The following is a 15,342-nucleotide window of genomic DNA, read 5'->3' on the forward strand; positions in this document are numbered from 1 at the left end:
GTCAACGAAGCCGCAACCTTGTTGGACGACCGACAGGCCGAGGCGCTGGAGCACCACCGCGTCGGCGTGCAGCTGCCGGCCGCCGGCGGTGACCTGCCAGCCGTCGGGGGTGCGGCGCAGCGCCTCGACCGGGTGGCCGGTGAGCAGTTCGGCGCCCTGCGCGCGGCCGTGCGCGGCGACGGCCTCGGGGAAGGTGCCGAGTCCGCCGCGCAGGCCCTGGAACACCGGGCCGGTGGCGGTGGCGGCGGCGGTGCGCTCGCGGACGGCCTCGGTCAGCGAGCCGCCGCGCCGCGCGAGCGCCAGCAGCTGCGGGACGGCGGCGCGGATCGAGATCTCGTCGGCGTGCCCGGCGTACACGCCGCCGAGCAGCGGCTCGACCAGCCGGTCCACCACCTCGCGGCCCAGGCGGGCGGCGATGTAGGTGCCGATGGCGGCGTCCTCGCCGATCTCGGCGGGCTGCTCGTGCGCGGCCCGCTCCATCCCCTCCGGGGTGAGCACGCCGGACGCCTTCAGCGCGTCCAGGTCGCCGGGGACGCCCATCAGCTGGCCGCCGGGCATCGACCGCAGGCCCTCGCGGGTCCAGATCGACGCCTTCGCGGTGGTCGGCGGCTCCAGCTGCTCGCCGAGGCCGACCGTGCGCGCCAGCTCGACGCCCTCGGGACGGCGGGCCAGCATCGACTCCGCGCCCAGGTCGACCCGGACGCCGCCGACCTCCCCGCCGCGCAGCTTGCCGCCGAAGCGGTCCGAGGCCTCCAGCACGGTGACCCGCACCGGCCGTTCACTGAGGAAGGCGGCCGCGGCCAGGCCCGCGATGCCGCCACCAATCACCACGACGTGAGGTTTCGCCATGCCTCGCAGTCTTCCAGCCCTTATCCCGAATCCGGAATCGGCCCGGACGGCGGCCGAGACCGCCGCGAGGCCGAGGCGTGATCCATCCGGTACCGCCCGTGCGGGTCCGGTGCGCGGGTCCGCGCGTCACAGTGCCGACGGGGCGGGCGAGCGGCCCGCCCGCAACCCGGGGAGGAAATCCGAATGGGAACACGCGTGCGCGCGGCGGGGGCGGCCGGTGTGCTGGCGGCGGCGGTGCTGCTGGCCGGATGCAGTGCGGGCGACAGCGGCTCGTCCGGCAGCAGGGCGGCCGACCACGCGGCGGTCGCACCGGCCGCGGCGGGCGACGCCAAGGCGGCCGCGGGCGACGGCGGCAAGGCGACGGCGGGCGCGGGCGGCGCCGGTGCCGGTGCCGCGCCGTCGGCCGGCGCGACCGGGCAGCCGACGGACCGCCGGATCGCCTACCAGGCCCGGATGACCGTCAAGGTGGACGCCCTGGACCCGGCCCGCGACAAGGCCGTCGACCTGGCCACGAAGGCCGGCGGCTACGTCGCGAGCGAGAGCCGGCGCGGCGCGGGCGAGGGCGCCGAGGCCACCCTCACCCTCAAGGTCCCCTCCGACTCCTACCAGCAGACGCTGGACGCCCTCGGCGGCCTCGGCCTGCGCCTGGCCCTCAGCAGCCAGGCCGACGACCTGACCGGCCAGATCGCCGACGTGGACAGCCGGGTCAAGTCGATGCGGGCCAGCGTGGACCGCGTCCGGGCGCTGATGGCGGACGCCAAGACGCTCGCCGAAGTGGTCTCCCTGGAAAGCGAGTTGACCCGCCGGGAGGCCGACCTGGAGGCCCTCGAACGGCAACAGCAGACCCTGACCGCCCGCACCTCGCTGTCCACCGTCACCCTCGAACTGCTCACCGACGCCCAACGCCCCACCGGTGCCACCACCAAGTCCGAGGAGGGCTTCTGGTCCTCGATCGCCACCGCCCTCGCCGGCGGCTGGCACGCCCTGCGCACCGCCCTCCACGTCCTCCTCCTCATCCTCGCCGCCGGCGCCCCCTTCCTCCTCGTCCTCACCCCCGCCGCCTGGCTCCTCCACCGCCACTACCGCCGCCGCACCCACCCCCGCACCCCCGCACCCACCCAGGAGGACTGACCCCCGCTCAGCGCAGCGCCGTGATCGGGCGGCCCCGGACCGTCCAGGCCGCTGCTGCGCTCGCGCAGGTCACGGCGATCGCGGCGCACAGCAGGGCCGTCGCGCCCAGGGCCCGCCACGGGACGGTGAGGGGTGCCGAGGTGCCGAGCAGGCGCAGGGCGGCTTGCATGGCGCCGAGGCCGGCGGTGGTGACGGCGGTGCCGAGCAGGGCGCCGACGGACACGACGGTGAGCGTCTCGGTGGCGACCAGGCGGAGGACCTGGGCGCGGGTGGCGCCGGCGAGGCGGAGTTGGGCGAGTTCGCGGCGGCGGTCGGCGGTGGTGGTGAGCGCGGCGTGGGCGAGGGCGATCGCGGTGTAGAGGAGGGCGAGGCCGAGGACGCCGGCGATCCGGCGGATCCGGGTCGGGTCGGTGGCCGGGTGGTGCGCGGCCAGCCATTCGGCGCGGGTGGCGAGGGCCGCGCCGTGCGCGCGGGCGAGCTCGCGGGCGCGGTCCTCGGTGCCGGGGGCGAGGCGCAGCTCGATCCGGTCGGTGCGGGCGCCGGGGGCGTTGCGCGGGGTGAGGTAGGCGGGGTTGCCGCCGGTGCCGTCGCGCAGGACGGCGGCGACCTGCAGGGTGCGCCGGGTGCCGTCGGCGAGCACCACCGGGACGGGCTCGCCGACGCGGGTGTGGCCCCATTCCTCGGCGAGCACGACGCTGTCGTCGTCGAGCGCGGAGACGTCCCCGGCGGCGACCGGGAGCCGGGTGACGGCGGCCAGCGCGGCGGGGTCGGTGACGGCGCGGGCCTCGGTGCGCACGACGGTGCCGTCGGCTTCGACGACGGACAGTCCGGCGGTGGCGCTCGCCGAGACCACCGTGCCGGGCAGCGCCCGCAGCGCGCCGGCCAGTGCGTCCCCGTCGCCGTCCCGGGGCGTGAGCAACTGGTCGGCGGCGGTGCGTTCGCGGGCCTCGGCGGCGCGGGCGGCGGCGACGGTCGCGGGGGCGCCGGTGAGCGATCCGGCGAGGGCGACGGCCAGCAGGACGGGCGCGGTGACCGCGCCGGTGCGGCGCACGCCGGTGAGCGCGCCGCCGCGCACCAGTCGGCCCGTCACCCGGCCGCGCGCGGCGGTGAGCAGGCGCAGCGGCGGGCGGGCGAGGACGGGGGCGAGCAGCGCGGCGGCGGAGATCAGCACCATGGGCTGCAGGGTGTAGGTCTTGCGGTGCAGCAGGTCGGCGGGGTCGCCGGCCAGCGCGGTGGCGGTGAGGGCGGCGGCAGTGCCGAGCAGGGCGAGGCCGCACAGCCACCGGCCGGGGGTCATCACCCGGGTGTCGACGTCGGCTTCGCGCAGCGCTTCCAGCGGTCGGACCCGGCCGGCCCGCCAGGCGGCGACGGCGACGGCGGTGACGGCGACCAGCGGGCCGGTGCAGCCGGCGGTGATCAGCGGCCAGGCGGGGGTGGCGATCCGGAAGTCCGCGGGGGCGAGTTCGGCGGCGGTCAGCAGCCGGGCGAACAGCGGCGCCCCGGCCCTGGCGAGTGCGGCTCCGAGTCCGGCGGCGAGCAGGCCGAGCAGCAGGGCCTCGGCGAGGACGCTGCGCCGGACCTGGGCGCGGGTGGCGCCGGCGAGGCGGAGCAGGCCGAGTTCGCGCCGCCGCCGGGCCACCGCGTAGGCGTAGGTGGAGGCGACCACGAATCCGGCGGTGAAGACGGCGACTCCGCAGCCGGTGCCGAGTTGGGCGATCAGCGCGGTCCGTTCGTCGCCGGGCGGCAGCGCGGTGCTCGCGGCGAGGCCGAGAAGGGTGGTGGCCATCAGCGCGACGCCGAGGGCGAGGGCGGTGAAGGGGGCGAGCAGGGCGGGTCCGCCGGCCCGCAGTGAGCGGGTGGCGAGCCTGAGGGTTCCGGTGGTCATGCTCCGTCAGCCAACCGTGCCGGGCCGGTCCGCACAGCCACGCCTGCTCCACCACGGAAGGTAGAGCCAGCTCCACCGCGCGGCGGCGGACGCGGGCCCTAGGGTGTGCGCACCGGCGACGACGAAGGGGGCACCGGATGGCTGCGGACTGCTGGCAGGCGCTCCGCCGGTCCGCCTTCCTGCGCACGGCCTGGCCGTGGCGTTCGGCGGCGTACCTGCTGCTCAGCGGGCTTTCGGGGCTGCTGTTGTGCGTGCTGCTGCTGCTCTGGGCGGCGGTCGGCGCGGCGCTGTCGCTGCTGCTGGTGGGCGTGCCGCTGGTGCTGGCGCTGCCGCTGGCCGGGCTGGCGTTCGGGGCGTGGGAGCGGCGGCTGCTGCGGCTGATGGGCGCGCCGCCGGCCGATCCGCACCGGGTGCCGGACGGCCCGGGCCCGCGGGCGTGGCTGCGGACGCGTCTCGCGGAGGGCGCGACCTGGCGGGAGTGGGGCGGCGCGCTGCTGACGGCGTTCCTGCTGTGGCCGCTGGACCTGCTGGCGGTGGCGGGCGCGCTCGCCCCGGTCGCGCTGCTGGCCACGCCGCTGCTGCTGGCGCTGGACGGCGAGCAGGCCAACGTCCTGAAGGTGTGGCAGGTGCACTCCCCGGGCGCCGCCTGGGCGTCGGCGGCGGCGGGCGCGGTGCTGCTGCCCGCGGCGGGCTATCCGCTGACGGTGCTGGCGGGGGCCCGGGCGGCACTGACGCGAATGTTGACGGGCGGCCAGGAGCAGGTCGGCGAGCTGGTGCGTTCCCGGGCCCGGCTGGTGGACGCCTTCGAGGCGGAGCGCCGCCGGATCGAGCGCGACCTGCACGACGGCGCGCAGCAGCGGCTGGTGGCGCTGTCGATGCTGCTGGGCCTGGCCCGGCTGGACGCCCCGGCGGACGGCCCGCTGCGGGAGCGGCTGGCGGCGGCGCACGCCGAGGCGGACGCGGCGCTGGCGGAGCTGCGCGAGCTGATCCACGGCATCCACCCCCGGGTGCTGGCCGACCGCGGCCTGCCGGACGCCTGCGCGGACCTCGCCGACCGCTCGCCGCTGCCGGTGGACGTGGACGTCGTGCTGCCGGGCCGGCTCCCGGCGGCGGTGGAGTCGGCGGGCTGGTTCGCGGTGTGCGAGGCGCTGACGAACGCGGCCCGGCACAGCGGCGCGTCCCGGGCCCGGGTGGCGGGCCGCCGGGAGGGCGCCGCGCTGGTGCTGGAGGTCTCGGACGACGGCCGGGGCGGCGCGGACCCGTCCCGCGGTACGGGGTTGACGGGGCTGGCCGACCGGGTGGCGGTGGTGGACGGCAGACTGTCCGTCAGCAGCCCGCCCGGCGGGCCGACCCTGCTGCGTGTGGAGATCCCGTGCCCCCTGCTGCCCGACGCCCGCTCCGCCTAGTACTGGCCGAGGACTCCGTCCTGCTGCGGGAGGGCCTGGTGGGCCTGCTGGAACGTTTCGGCCACACGGTCGTGGCGGCGGTCGGCGACGCCCCGTCCCTGCTGGCGGCGGTCGCCGAGCACCGGCCCGACCTGGTGGTGACCGACGTCCGGATGCCGCCGGGCCTGGCCGAGGAGGGCCTGCGCGCGGCGATCGCGCTGCGCACCGAGCGCCCGGGGCTGCCGGTGCTGGTGCTCAGCCAGTACGTGCAGCGCTCGTACGCGGCGGAGCTGCTGGCCGGCGGCGACGGCGCGGGCGTGGGCTACCTGCTGAAGGACCGGGTCGGCCACGTCGAGGAGTTCCTGGACGCGCTGCACACGGTGGCGTCCGGCGGCACCGTGGTGGACCCGGAGGTGGTGCGCCGCCTGCTGTCCCGCCGCCGGGACCCGCTCCAGCGGCTGACGCCCCGCGAGCGGGAGGTGCTGGAGCTGATGGCCCGGGGCTGCTCCAACGCGGAGATCTGCCGCCGACTGGTCGTCTCGGAGGCCGCGGTCGCCAAGCACATCGGCAACATCCTGCTCAAGCTCGACCTGCCGCCCGCCGAGGACACCCACCGCCGGGTCCTGGCGGTGCTGGCGTTCCTCGGCGGCGACGGGCCGCGCTGAGCCTGCGTCAGCGGGCGCTGGCCTCGTGGACGAAGGCGACCAGGCGGGTCAGCGCGTCCGGGTCCATGGTCGGCATGACGCCGTGGCCCAGGTTGAAGATGTGGTGGCTGCCGCCGAGCGCCTGCGCGGCGTGCAGCACCTCGCGGGCCTTGGTCTCCACCACGTGCGTGGGGGCGTACAGCACGGCCGGGTCGAGGTTGCCCTGCAGGCCCTTGCCCGGCCCGACCCGGTTGGCGGCCTCGTCCAGCGGCACGCGCCAGTCGACGCCGACGATGTCCGCGCCGGCCTGGCCCATCAGGCCGAGCAGTTCGCCGGTGTTGACGCCGAAGTGGATCCGCGGCACCCCGTACGGCTCGACCGCGTCGAACACCTTGGCGCTGGCGGGCATCACCGAACGGCGGTACTCGTCGGGGGCGAGCGCGCCCGCCCAGGAGTCGAACAGCTGGATCGCCGAGGCGCCCGCCTCGATCTGGATCTTCAGGAACGCCGAGGTGATCTGCGCGAGCCGGTCGACGAGCTCCGCCCACAGCTCGGGCTCGCCGTACATCATCGCCTTGGTGTTCTCGTACGACTTCGACGGGCCGCCCTCGATCAGGTAGCTGGCCAGCGTGAACGGCGCACCGGCGAAACCGATCAGCGGGGTGGCGCCGAGCTCCTCGACCAGCGCACCGACCGCCTCGGTGATGTAGGGCATGTCGTCCGCCTCCAGCGGACGCAGCCGCTGCAGGTCGGCCTTGGTGCGGATCGGGTCGGCGATCACCGGGCCGACGCCGCCCTTGATCTCCACGTCGATGCCGACCGCCTTGAGCGGCACCACGATGTCGGAGAAGAAGATCGCCGCGTCCACCTTGTGCCGGCGCACCGGCTGCAGGGTGATCTCCTTGACCAGCTCGGGCCGCATGCAGGCGTCCAGCATCGGCACGCCCTCGCGCACCTTCAGGTACTCGGGCAGCGAACGCCCGGCCTGCCGCATGAACCACACGGGGGTGTACGGCACCGGCTCGTTGCGGGCGGCGCGCAGGAAGACGGAGTCGTACGCGGCGCCGCGGGGCCGCTGACCGGACTGGGCTGCGGGGGTCTCACTCACGCCCCACATCCTCGCACGCGGCCGCTCCCCTCCCGGCCGCCCAGCAGGCAAAACGGACACCTCGGACACCCCCGGCGGGCACGGCCGTCCCGGCCTGGCCGATTTCCGGAATTTCGGCACGCCGGAGGAACGAAAGTGCTCGGATTGCGGGCCCGCGCCACCTAGGCTTCCGCACATGGCAGCGGTCGGCGGGCAATCCGCACAGGGTGGAGGAACGGGCGGGGAGTCGGCGCCGATCGAGTTCCGCAAGGCGGTCGAGGCGCTGACCGGGGCGCGGCTGCGCCCCGAGGTGCGGCTGTCCCCGCAGCCCGCCCCGCGCCGGCTGGCCCCATACACCTTCGCGCTCGCCGCCTCGGTCGAGGTGGACGGCGAGGAGCTCGCCGACGGCACGCTCGTCCTGCTGCACGACCCCTCCGCGCCGGAGCCCTGGAACGGGGACTTCCGGGTGGTCACCATGACGCGCGCCGAGCTGGAGCCGGAGATGGCCGGCGACCCGCTGCTGTCCGAGGTCGGCTGGAGCTGGCTGGTGGACGCCTTGCAGGCGCACGGCGCCGCCTTCGCCGAGCCGAGCGGCACCGTGACCAGGTGCCACTCGCAGTACTTCGGGGCGCTGGCCGAACGCGGCGCCTCCACCGAGATCGAGCTGCGCGCCTCCTGGACGCCCGTCGACGGCCGCTTCGAGCGGCACCTGGCCGGCTGGGCCGACCTGCTGTGCGTGTGCGCCGGGCTGCCGCCCGCCCCCACCGCGCTGCCGTCGGCCGCCGACTCCGGCGGCCTCGGCGGCGTGGTCCCGATGCCGGCCCGCCGCCGGCCGCGCAACCCGCACTGACCCCCGCCGCTCGCCCCCTCCGCCGCCGCGCGGTTCGCACGGCTGTCCGCTCCCGGTAGACACCCCGGGGGGACAGCCGCACACCGCGGTCCGGCGACCACCCGCAGGGCTGACGGAGTGTGACTTCGTAGACGCTCCCGGTCGATTACCCGACCGTTTCCGATCACCGCGCTGCCGAGAACGATCGAAACCGTGCGATTTCCGGGCACGTCGCACCGGTCGTATGCGCGATTTGTCCGTATTGTTACTCACCAGATCGTGATCACCCGCTAAAGCCGGTCACGGTTGATGCCGAAGGTGTCAGTGACCCTTTCCAGACGCGGAACACTCCGACCGCCCCCTCGGGGTTCCGTCCGCCACTCCCCCGCAGGAGGCCCCAGGTGTCGGTCCTTCTTGAGCACCCCACAAACGTGGTCGCATACCGTCCGACGAAGCCCACCGCCATGGTGGTCATCGCCGATCCCCGCGTCCGGAACACGGTGACCCGTCACCTATGGGCGCTCGGCGTCCGTGACGTCATCGAGGTCTCCTCGATCGCCGAGGCCCGGCCCCGGATCTCCAACCCCCGCGACATCTGCATCGCCGATGTCCACCTGCCCGACGGCTCCGGCCTGACGGTGCTGGCCGAGACCCGCGCCGCGGGCTGGCCGAACGGCCTGGCACTGTCCGCCGCCGACGACATCGGCGCGGTCCGCTCGGCGCTGGCCGGCGGCGTCAAGGGCTACGTGGTCACCGGCACCCGCACCAGCATGCCGATGCCCGGCCGCCCCGGGCTGCCGATCGGCGCGGGCCTGGCCGGGCGGATGCGCCGCCCCGGCATCCCGGGCCACCACCACCCCGGCATGCACGGCGCGCCCGGCCAGCCCGGCGCCGCTCCCGGCGCCCCCGGTGCGCCCGGCGCGCAGCCCTCGGCCTACCGGGAGCTGTCCGGCCGCGAGGTCGAGGTGCTGCGACTGGTCGCCGAGGGCCAGTCGAACAAGGCGATCGGCGTCGCGATGGGCCTCTCCGCCCTGACCGTGAAGAGCCACCTCGCCCGCATCGCCCGCAAGCTCGGCACCGGCGACCGGGCCGGAATGGTGGCGGTCGCGCTGCGCACCGGCATCATTCACTGACCCGCATCGTCCCTGGTGGCGGCCCGGAGGAACGTTTCCTCCGGGCCGTTTCCGCACCGTCCGCCGACGACCTGTCAGCTGCATCCGGCCAGGACGGAGCTGCCCGCCGGCGCTGCCCGGCGGAGGTCCGAACATGGTCCGACCAGTCGGACAACACTCCCGGCCGTGACACACGACGTACCCTTGGGGGGTGACCGACGCCGTAGCCTCCATCCCAGAAGAGATCGCCCCGGTTCCGCTCCTCGAACCCAGGGACGGACTCCCACCGGTGGTGTCGGACCCGCAGGCGCTCGCCGCGACCATCGCGGCGTTCCGCACCGGCACCGGCCCCGTCGCCGTCGACGCCGAACGCGCCTCCGGCTACCGCTACGGCCAGCGCGCCTACCTGATCCAGCTGCGCCGCACGGGCGCGGGCACCGCGCTGATCGACCCGATCGCCTGCCCCGACCTGTCCGCGCTGGACGAGGCCATCCACGACACCGAGTGGGTCGTGCACGCCGCCACCCAGGACCTGCCCTGCCTGTTCGACGTCGGCATGCACCCCGGCGTCCTGTTCGACACCGAACTGGCCGGCCGGCTGGCCGGCTTCCCCCGGGTCGGCCTCGGCCCGATGACCGAGAACGTCCTCGGCCTCTCGCTCGCCAAGGAGCACTCCGCCGTCGACTGGTCCACCCGGCCGCTGCCCGAACCCTGGCTGCGCTACGCCGCGCTCGACGTCGAGGTGCTGGTCGACCTGCGCGACGCGCTGGAGGCCGAGCTCGACCGGCAGGGCAAGCTCGAATGGGCCCACCAGGAGTTCGCCGCGCTCGCCGCCGCCCCGCGCCCCGCCCCCCGGGTCGACCCGTGGCGGCGCACCTCCCAGCTGCACAAGGTCCGCCGCCGGCGGCAGCTCGCCGTCGTCCGCGAGCTCTGGCAGACCCGCGACCGGATCGCCCGCGAACGGGACGTCTCGCCCGGCCGGGTCCTCGCCGACACGGCCATCGTCAACGCGGCGCTCGCGATGCCGCTGAACGCGCCCGCGCTGATCGCCGTGCAGGGCTTCGGGCCGCGCGTCAACCGGCGGCAGCTCGAACAGTGGTTGGGGGCGATCGAACGCGCCCGGGAGATCCCGGAGAACGCGCTGCCCTCCGCGACCGCGCCGCACGACGGGCCGCCGCCGCCGCGGGCCTGGGCCGAGAAGGATCCGGTCGCGGCCGCCCGGCTCACCGGCGCGCGCGCGGCGGTCACCGCCCTGGCCGAGCAGCACCACCTGCCCGCGGAGAACCTGATCACGCCCGACCTGGTCCGCCGGGTCTCCTGGGAGCCGCCGGCGCAGCCGACCGCGACCGCCATCGCCGACGCGCTGCGGGCGCTGGGGGCCCGCGCCTGGCAGACGGAGCTGGTCGCTCCGGCGCTCGCGGAGGCGTTCAAGGCGGCGGAGGGCTGAGCGATCAGGGGCGCGGGAACTGCGCGACAAGCGCAGGCCACGTCCGTAGGGTCGCGAGCACGTGCAAGTCACTGTCCTGCGTCGCGATCTTGCGGTCGGGTGCCTTCCGCTTCGCGCAGTTCCCCGCGCCCCTGGTTACGCATCCCACTTCTTCGGCTCCTTGCCCGGCGTTGTTACTCGTGGGTAGATTGGTCGCGTAGCAGCGTCGCTGATTTGCGCGCTCGCCCCGCCATCCCCCTGGGAGGAGAGCCCCCGTGCCTCGTACCTCGAGGGACGTCGTCTTCGTCGACGGCGTCCGCACCCCGTTCGGCAAGGCCGGCCCGAAGGGCATGTACCACGAGACGCGGGCGGACGACCTGGTCGTCAAGTGCATCCGCGAGCTGGTGCGCCGCAACCCGAACCTGCCGGTCGAGCGGATCGACGAGGTCGCTGTCGCGGCGACCACCCAGATCGGTGACCAGGGTCTGACCATCGGCCGTACCGCCGCGCTGCTCTCGGGTCTGCCGAAGTCCGTTCCGGGCTACGCGATCGACCGGATGTGCGCGGGTGCGATGACGGCCGTCACCACCACCGCCGGCGGCATCGCGTTCGGCGCGTACGACGTAGTCGTCGCCGGTGGCGTCGAGCACATGGGCCGGCACCCGATGGGCGAGGGCGTGGACCCGAACCCGCGGTTCGTCTCGGAGAAGCTGGTCGACGAGTCCGCCCTGTTCATGGGCATGACCGCGGAGAACCTGCACGACCGCTTCCCGCACCTGACGAAGGAGCGCTGCGACGCGTACGCGGTGCGCTCGCAGGAGAAGGCGGCGAAGGCGTACGCCAACGGCGACATCCAGCCGGACCTGGTGCCGATCGCGATCCGCAACACCAACCCCGGGATCGGCGAGACCGGTTGGGGCCTGGCGACCACGGACGAGCCGATGCGCCCGGGCACCACCATGGAGTCGCTGGCCGGCCTGAAGACCCCGTTCCGTCCGCACGGCAACATCACCGCGGGCAACGCGGCGGGCCTGAACGACGGTGCGACCGCCTCGCTGCTGGCCGCCGAGGACGTGGCCCGCGAGCTGGGCCTGCCGGTCAAGATGCGCCTGGTGAGCTTCGCGTTCGCGGGCGTCGAGCCCGAGGTGATGGGCATCGGTCCCGTCCCGGCGACCGAGAAGGCGCTGGCCAAGGCCGGTCTGACCATCGACGACATCGGCGCGTTCGAGGTCAACGAGGCGTTCGCCGTCCAGGTGCTGGCGTTCCTGGACCACTACGGCATCGCGGACGACGACGAGCGGGTCAACCCGTACGGCGGCGCGATCGCGTTCGGCCACCCGCTGGCCTCCTCCGGCGTGCGTCTGATGACGCAGCTGGCCCGCCGCTTCGAGCAGCGCCCGGACGTCCGCTACGGCCTGACCACCATGTGCATCGGCTTCGGCATGGGCGGCACCGTCATCTGGGAGAACCCGCACTTCGAGGGTGGTAAGTGACCATGAGCACCACTGAGATGCTGCAGCGCGCCGCCGAGCTGTTCCCCGGCGAGGTCGTCACCACCGCGCACGTGCGCCACCTGGACCTGCCGCTGCAGGTCGGCAAGCTGGCGCTGATCACCCTGGACAACGGCTTCGACCACACCAAGCCGACCACCTTCGGGCCGGGCTCGCTGGCGAAGCTGTCCGAGGCGCTGGACCAGGTCGAGGCCGAGGCCGCCGAGGGCAAGGTGGTCGCCGTCGCGATCACCGGCAAGCCGTTCATCTTCGCGGTCGGCGCCGACCTCAAGGGCGTCGAGGTGCTCAAGGAGCACGCGGACGCGCTGGCCATCGGCAAGGGCGGCCACGACGTCTTCAAGCGGATCGCCGCGCTGCCCGTCCCGTCCTTCGCGTTCTACAACGGCGCGGCGATGGGCGGCGGCGTCGAGGTCGGCCTGCACTGCACCTACCGCACCGTCAGCACCGGCGTCCCGGCGTTCTCGCTGCCCGAGGTCTTCCTCGGCCTGGTGCCCGGCTGGGGCGGCTGCACCCTGCTGCCGAACCTGATCGGTCCGGCCAAGGCCGTCAAGGTCATCGTCGAGAACTCGATGGCGCAGAACCGGCAGCTCAAGGGCAAGGAGGTGTTCGAGCTCGGCATCGCGGACGCGATCTTCGAGCCGGCCGACTTCCTGGAGCAGTCGCTGCTGTGGACCGCGCGCGTCCTCAAGGGCGACGTGGTCGTCGAGCGCGAGGAGTTCGACCGCGGCAAGGCGTGGGACGACGCCGTGCTGTGGGGCCGCTGGGTCGCCGACGCCAAGGTGCACGGGGCCGCTCCGGCCGCGTACAAGGCGCTCGACATCATCCAGCAGGCCAAGGACGGCGACCTGCAGGCCGGCTTCGACGCCGAGGACGCCGCGCTGGCCGACCTGATCATGAGCGGTGAGCTGCGCGCCGGCCTGTACGCCTTCAACCTGGTGCAGCGCCGCGCGAAGAAGCCGTTCGGCGCGCCGGACAAGTCGCTGGCCCGCCCGGTCACCAAGGTCGGCGTCGTCGGCGCCGGTCTGATGGCCTCCCAGCTGGCGCTGCTGTTCGCGCGCCGCCTGGAGGTGCCGGTGGTGCTCACCGACATCGACCAGGAGCGCATCGACAAGGGCGTGGGCTACGTCCACGGCGAGATCGACAAGCTGCTGGCGAAGGGCCGCATCGGCGGCGACAAGGCCAACAAGCTCAAGGGCCTGGTCTCCGGCCACCTCGACAAGGCCGTGGCGTTCGGCGACGCGGACTTCGTCATCGAGGCCGTGTTCGAGGAGATGGGCGTCAAGCAGAAGGTGTTTGCGGAGCTGGAGGCGGTGGTCTCGCCGACCACCATCCTGGCCACCAACACCTCCTCGCTGTCGGTCACCGAGATGGCCTCCAAGCTCCAGCACCCGGAGCGCGTGGTCGGCTTCCACTTCTTCAACCCGGTCGCGATCCTCCCGCTGCTGGAGATCGTCCGGGCCGAGAAGACCGACGACGCCTCGCTGGCCACCGCGTTCGGTGTCGCCAAGAAGCTGAAGAAGACCGCGGTGCTCACCAAGGACGCCCCGGCGTTCGTGGTCAACCGCATCCTGACCCGCTTCATGGGCGAGATCCAGAACATCATCGACGAGGGCACCGCGTTCGAGACCGTCGAGGCCGCGGTCAAGCCGCTCGGCCTGCCGATGTCGCCGATCGCCCTGCTCGAACTGGTCGGCCCGGCCATCGCCCTGCACGTCTCCGAGACGCTGCACGGCGCGTTCCCGGAGCGGTTCACCGTCTCCGAGAACCTCGGCAAGGTCGTCGAGGCCGGCAAGCGCGGCTTCTACATCTGGCAGGACGGCGCCCAGGTCCTCGACCCCGAGGTCCTCGCCCTCCTCACCTTCGGCGACAACGTGCTGACGGAGGAGCAGGTCCGCGCCCGCGCCCTGGACGCCGTCGCCCAGGAGATCGGCCTGATGCTCGACGAGGGCGTCGTCGGCGAGGCACAGGACATCGACCTGTGCATGATCACCGGCGCCGGCTGGCCCTTCCACCTCGGCGGCATCACCCCGTACCTCGACCGCGAGGGCGTCTCCGAGCGCGTCAACGGCAAGAAGTTCCTGGCCCCGGGCCTGGCTTCGGTCCCCGCCTGACAAGGCGTTCCGACAACGGGCGGGCAGCACTCCCCCACGGGAGTCGCTGGCCGCCCGTTGTCGTGCCACGCGGCTACGCTGGACCCGCCGACGCCAGGGAGGATCTCATGACCGCGCAGCCGGACCACTCGGTCAACCCGGACGACGAGCTGATCCCGCGTCCCCAGAAGACCCCCGACGCCCTCCGGGCCGCGCTGGCCGCAGTCGCCCCCCACCGGCTTCCGGAGATGGCCGAGCAACAGGACGAGGCCTTCGCACTCGCCGTCCGGGCAGGCTCCATCGACCCGCTCCGGGTCTTCTTGAACACCTGGGCCGCTCACATCGAGGTCGCCCGCCACCTCGACTCCGCCGCGCGCATGCGCGCGGCGGAGCACACCGTACAGATCCTGGACCGCGACGACCCCCGGTGGAGCGAAGCCGTCCGCGTATGCCTGGAGATCTTCAACCGGGCCTACGCGGCGGTGAACGGATGACCTGGGCCTGGGAGTACCACCCGGACGAGCAGTACGTCGCCGCCGAGGCACCGCCCACCCTTCTGGCCGAGGTGGAACGATGTGCCGACGAGCTGGTCCGCGCCGCCGAAGCCCGTTACCTCGACGGCACGGGCCACCAGGGTCCTGGTGAGCCCATGAAGACGGCTGCCGTCACCAGCGGCTTCTTCGTGTATTTCGTCGCTCCCCGTCAGCAGCGGGTCTACGTCTGCCAGGTCACCGGTCTGTAGCCCGGTATGCTGCCGGGTTTCCGCGTGAAGGGGGCTGGTGGGCGTGGTGGTGCTGGTGCACGGCGGGTTGTGGGACGAGGGGATGGACGGGGAGCGGTTCTGGGGGCGGACCGGGGTGGTGGCGGGGCTGCGGGGCGAGGGGCTCGACGTATCGGCGCCGGATCGGCGGATGCGGGCGGGGAGTTGGGCGGCGGAGGCGGAGCACCTGCGGGAGCGGCTGCCGGCGGGGCCGGTGGTGCTGGTGGGCGGGTCGAACGGGTGCTCGGTGGCGGTGCGGATGGCGCTGGCGGCGCCGGAGCGGGTGCGGGGGCTGGTGTTGGCGTGGCCCGCGACGGCGGGGGACGCGCGGGTGGACGGGCGGTTGCCGGCCGAGGTGGCGCCGCTGCTGGCGGGCGGGGTGCTGCGCGGGGTCGCGGACGGGGAGTTGACGGGGCTTCGGATGCCGGTGGCGGTGCTGCCGGCGGTGCCGGAGAACCCGGTGCACCAGCGGCGGACGGCGCAGGCGCTGCTGGCGCTGGTGCCGGGGGCGGTGGAGCTGCCGGGGTGTCCGGAGCCGCCGCACCCGGCGTTCCGGCCGGAGGGGCTGGTGGCGGCGGTGAAGGCGTTCGTCGACGCCTGCTGACACCGGGTCGTACCGGACCCCCCGGTGGT

At 74.5% G+C, this 15,342-nt stretch carries 13 protein-coding genes and 1 pseudogene; 11 read left to right on the forward strand and 3 right to left on the reverse strand.

Annotation, left to right across the window (positions count from 1 at the left end; all coding sequences use genetic code 11):
* Positions 1–903, reverse strand: a pseudogene (gene hemG, locus ACWEMJ_RS26100) (protoporphyrinogen oxidase); the annotation flags it as partial.
* Between the two features lie 129 nt (positions 904–1,032).
* On the opposite strand from hemG, the gene ACWEMJ_RS26105 reads away from it, so the two are divergent.
* A complete protein-coding gene (locus tag ACWEMJ_RS26105) occupies positions 1,033–1,980 on the forward strand; it encodes a DUF4349 domain-containing protein (RefSeq protein WP_452139562.1) in 948 nt (315 codons plus the stop codon).
* A gap of 7 nt (positions 1,981–1,987) precedes the next feature.
* Here the strand turns inward: ACWEMJ_RS26105 and ACWEMJ_RS26110 are convergent, their stop codons facing one another.
* Positions 1,988–3,865: an FtsX-like permease family protein gene (locus tag ACWEMJ_RS26110; protein ID WP_452139563.1), complete on the reverse strand. Its 1,878-nt coding sequence runs from the start codon at positions 3,863–3,865 to the stop codon at positions 1,988–1,990.
* 137 nt (positions 3,866–4,002) lie between these two features.
* On the opposite strand from ACWEMJ_RS26110, the gene ACWEMJ_RS26115 reads away from it, so the two are divergent.
* Positions 4,003–5,271: a sensor domain-containing protein gene (locus ACWEMJ_RS26115; protein ID WP_452139564.1), complete on the forward strand. Its 1,269-nt coding sequence runs from the start codon at positions 4,003–4,005 to the stop codon at positions 5,269–5,271.
* The gene (locus ACWEMJ_RS26120; RefSeq protein ID WP_452139565.1) at positions 5,238–5,915 is read left to right on the forward strand and encodes a response regulator transcription factor; all 678 of its coding nucleotides are present in this window, start codon (positions 5,238–5,240) and stop codon (positions 5,913–5,915) included. Before ACWEMJ_RS26115 ends, ACWEMJ_RS26120 begins: the two co-directional genes overlap by 34 nt.
* Before the next feature lie 7 nt (positions 5,916–5,922).
* Here ACWEMJ_RS26120 and hemE read toward each other — a convergent pair whose 3' ends face one another.
* The gene (gene hemE, locus ACWEMJ_RS26125) at positions 5,923–7,011 is read right to left on the reverse strand and encodes a uroporphyrinogen decarboxylase (protein WP_452139566.1); all 1,089 of its coding nucleotides are present in this window, start codon (positions 7,009–7,011) and stop codon (positions 5,923–5,925) included.
* Between the two features lie 166 nt (positions 7,012–7,177).
* Here hemE and ACWEMJ_RS26130 point away from each other — a divergent pair, with 166 nt between their 5' ends.
* From ACWEMJ_RS26130 to ACWEMJ_RS26165, 8 genes are all read left to right on the forward strand, one after another.
* Positions 7,178–7,831 (forward strand): DUF3000 domain-containing protein, encoded by a 654-nt coding sequence (locus ACWEMJ_RS26130; protein WP_452139567.1) that lies wholly within the window; start codon positions 7,178–7,180, stop codon positions 7,829–7,831.
* 380 nt (positions 7,832–8,211) lie between these two features.
* Complete coding sequence (locus ACWEMJ_RS26135) at positions 8,212–8,943, forward strand: LuxR C-terminal-related transcriptional regulator (RefSeq protein ID WP_452139568.1); 732 nt, start codon at positions 8,212–8,214, stop codon at positions 8,941–8,943.
* A gap of 190 nt (positions 8,944–9,133) precedes the next feature.
* A complete protein-coding gene (locus ACWEMJ_RS26140) occupies positions 9,134–10,369 on the forward strand; it encodes an HRDC domain-containing protein (protein WP_452139569.1) in 1,236 nt (411 codons plus the stop codon).
* Positions 10,370–10,623: 254 nt separating this feature from the next.
* A complete protein-coding gene (locus tag ACWEMJ_RS26145) occupies positions 10,624–11,841 on the forward strand; it encodes a thiolase family protein (protein WP_452139570.1) in 1,218 nt (405 codons plus the stop codon).
* A gap of 2 nt (positions 11,842–11,843) precedes the next feature.
* Positions 11,844–13,970 carry a 3-hydroxyacyl-CoA dehydrogenase NAD-binding domain-containing protein gene (locus ACWEMJ_RS26150; RefSeq protein ID WP_452139571.1) on the forward strand — a complete coding sequence of 709 codons (2,127 nt, stop codon included), beginning with the start codon at positions 11,844–11,846 and terminating at the stop codon, positions 13,968–13,970.
* Positions 13,971–14,077: 107 nt separating this feature from the next.
* Positions 14,078–14,443, forward strand: coding sequence for a DUF6247 family protein (locus ACWEMJ_RS26155; RefSeq protein ID WP_452139572.1), 366 nt, complete (start codon positions 14,078–14,080; stop codon positions 14,441–14,443).
* Complete coding sequence (locus tag ACWEMJ_RS26160; RefSeq protein ID WP_452139573.1) at positions 14,440–14,691, forward strand: hypothetical protein; 252 nt, start codon at positions 14,440–14,442, stop codon at positions 14,689–14,691. Before ACWEMJ_RS26155 ends, ACWEMJ_RS26160 begins: the two co-directional genes overlap by 4 nt.
* Before the next feature lie 37 nt (positions 14,692–14,728).
* Positions 14,729–15,313: an alpha/beta fold hydrolase gene (locus ACWEMJ_RS26165; protein ID WP_452139574.1), complete on the forward strand. Its 585-nt coding sequence runs from the start codon at positions 14,729–14,731 to the stop codon at positions 15,311–15,313.
* The last annotated feature ends 29 nt before the right edge of the window (positions 15,314–15,342 follow it).

The sequence above is a fragment of the Kitasatospora sp. NPDC004531 genome, from assembly GCF_053602195.1.

Bases quoted from the DNA above. Each gene is read 5' to 3' on its own strand.
- ACWEMJ_RS26105 (WP_452139562.1), top strand. From the start codon at position 1,033: ATGGGAACACGCGTGCGCGCGGCGGGGGCGGCCGGTGTGCTGGCGGCG.
- ACWEMJ_RS26110 (WP_452139563.1), bottom strand. From the start codon at position 3,865: ATGACCACCGGAACCCTCAGGCTCGCCACCCGCTCACTGCGGGCCGGC.
- ACWEMJ_RS26115 (WP_452139564.1), top strand. From the start codon at position 4,003: ATGGCTGCGGACTGCTGGCAGGCGCTCCGCCGGTCCGCCTTCCTGCGC.
- hemE (WP_452139566.1), bottom strand. From the start codon at position 7,011: ATGTGGGGCGTGAGTGAGACCCCCGCAGCCCAGTCCGGTCAGCGGCCC.
- ACWEMJ_RS26130 (WP_452139567.1), top strand. From the start codon at position 7,178: ATGGCAGCGGTCGGCGGGCAATCCGCACAGGGTGGAGGAACGGGCGGG.
- ACWEMJ_RS26150 (WP_452139571.1), top strand. From the start codon at position 11,844: ATGAGCACCACTGAGATGCTGCAGCGCGCCGCCGAGCTGTTCCCCGGC.
- ACWEMJ_RS26155 (WP_452139572.1), top strand. From the start codon at position 14,078: ATGACCGCGCAGCCGGACCACTCGGTCAACCCGGACGACGAGCTGATC.
- ACWEMJ_RS26160 (WP_452139573.1), top strand. From the start codon at position 14,440: ATGACCTGGGCCTGGGAGTACCACCCGGACGAGCAGTACGTCGCCGCC.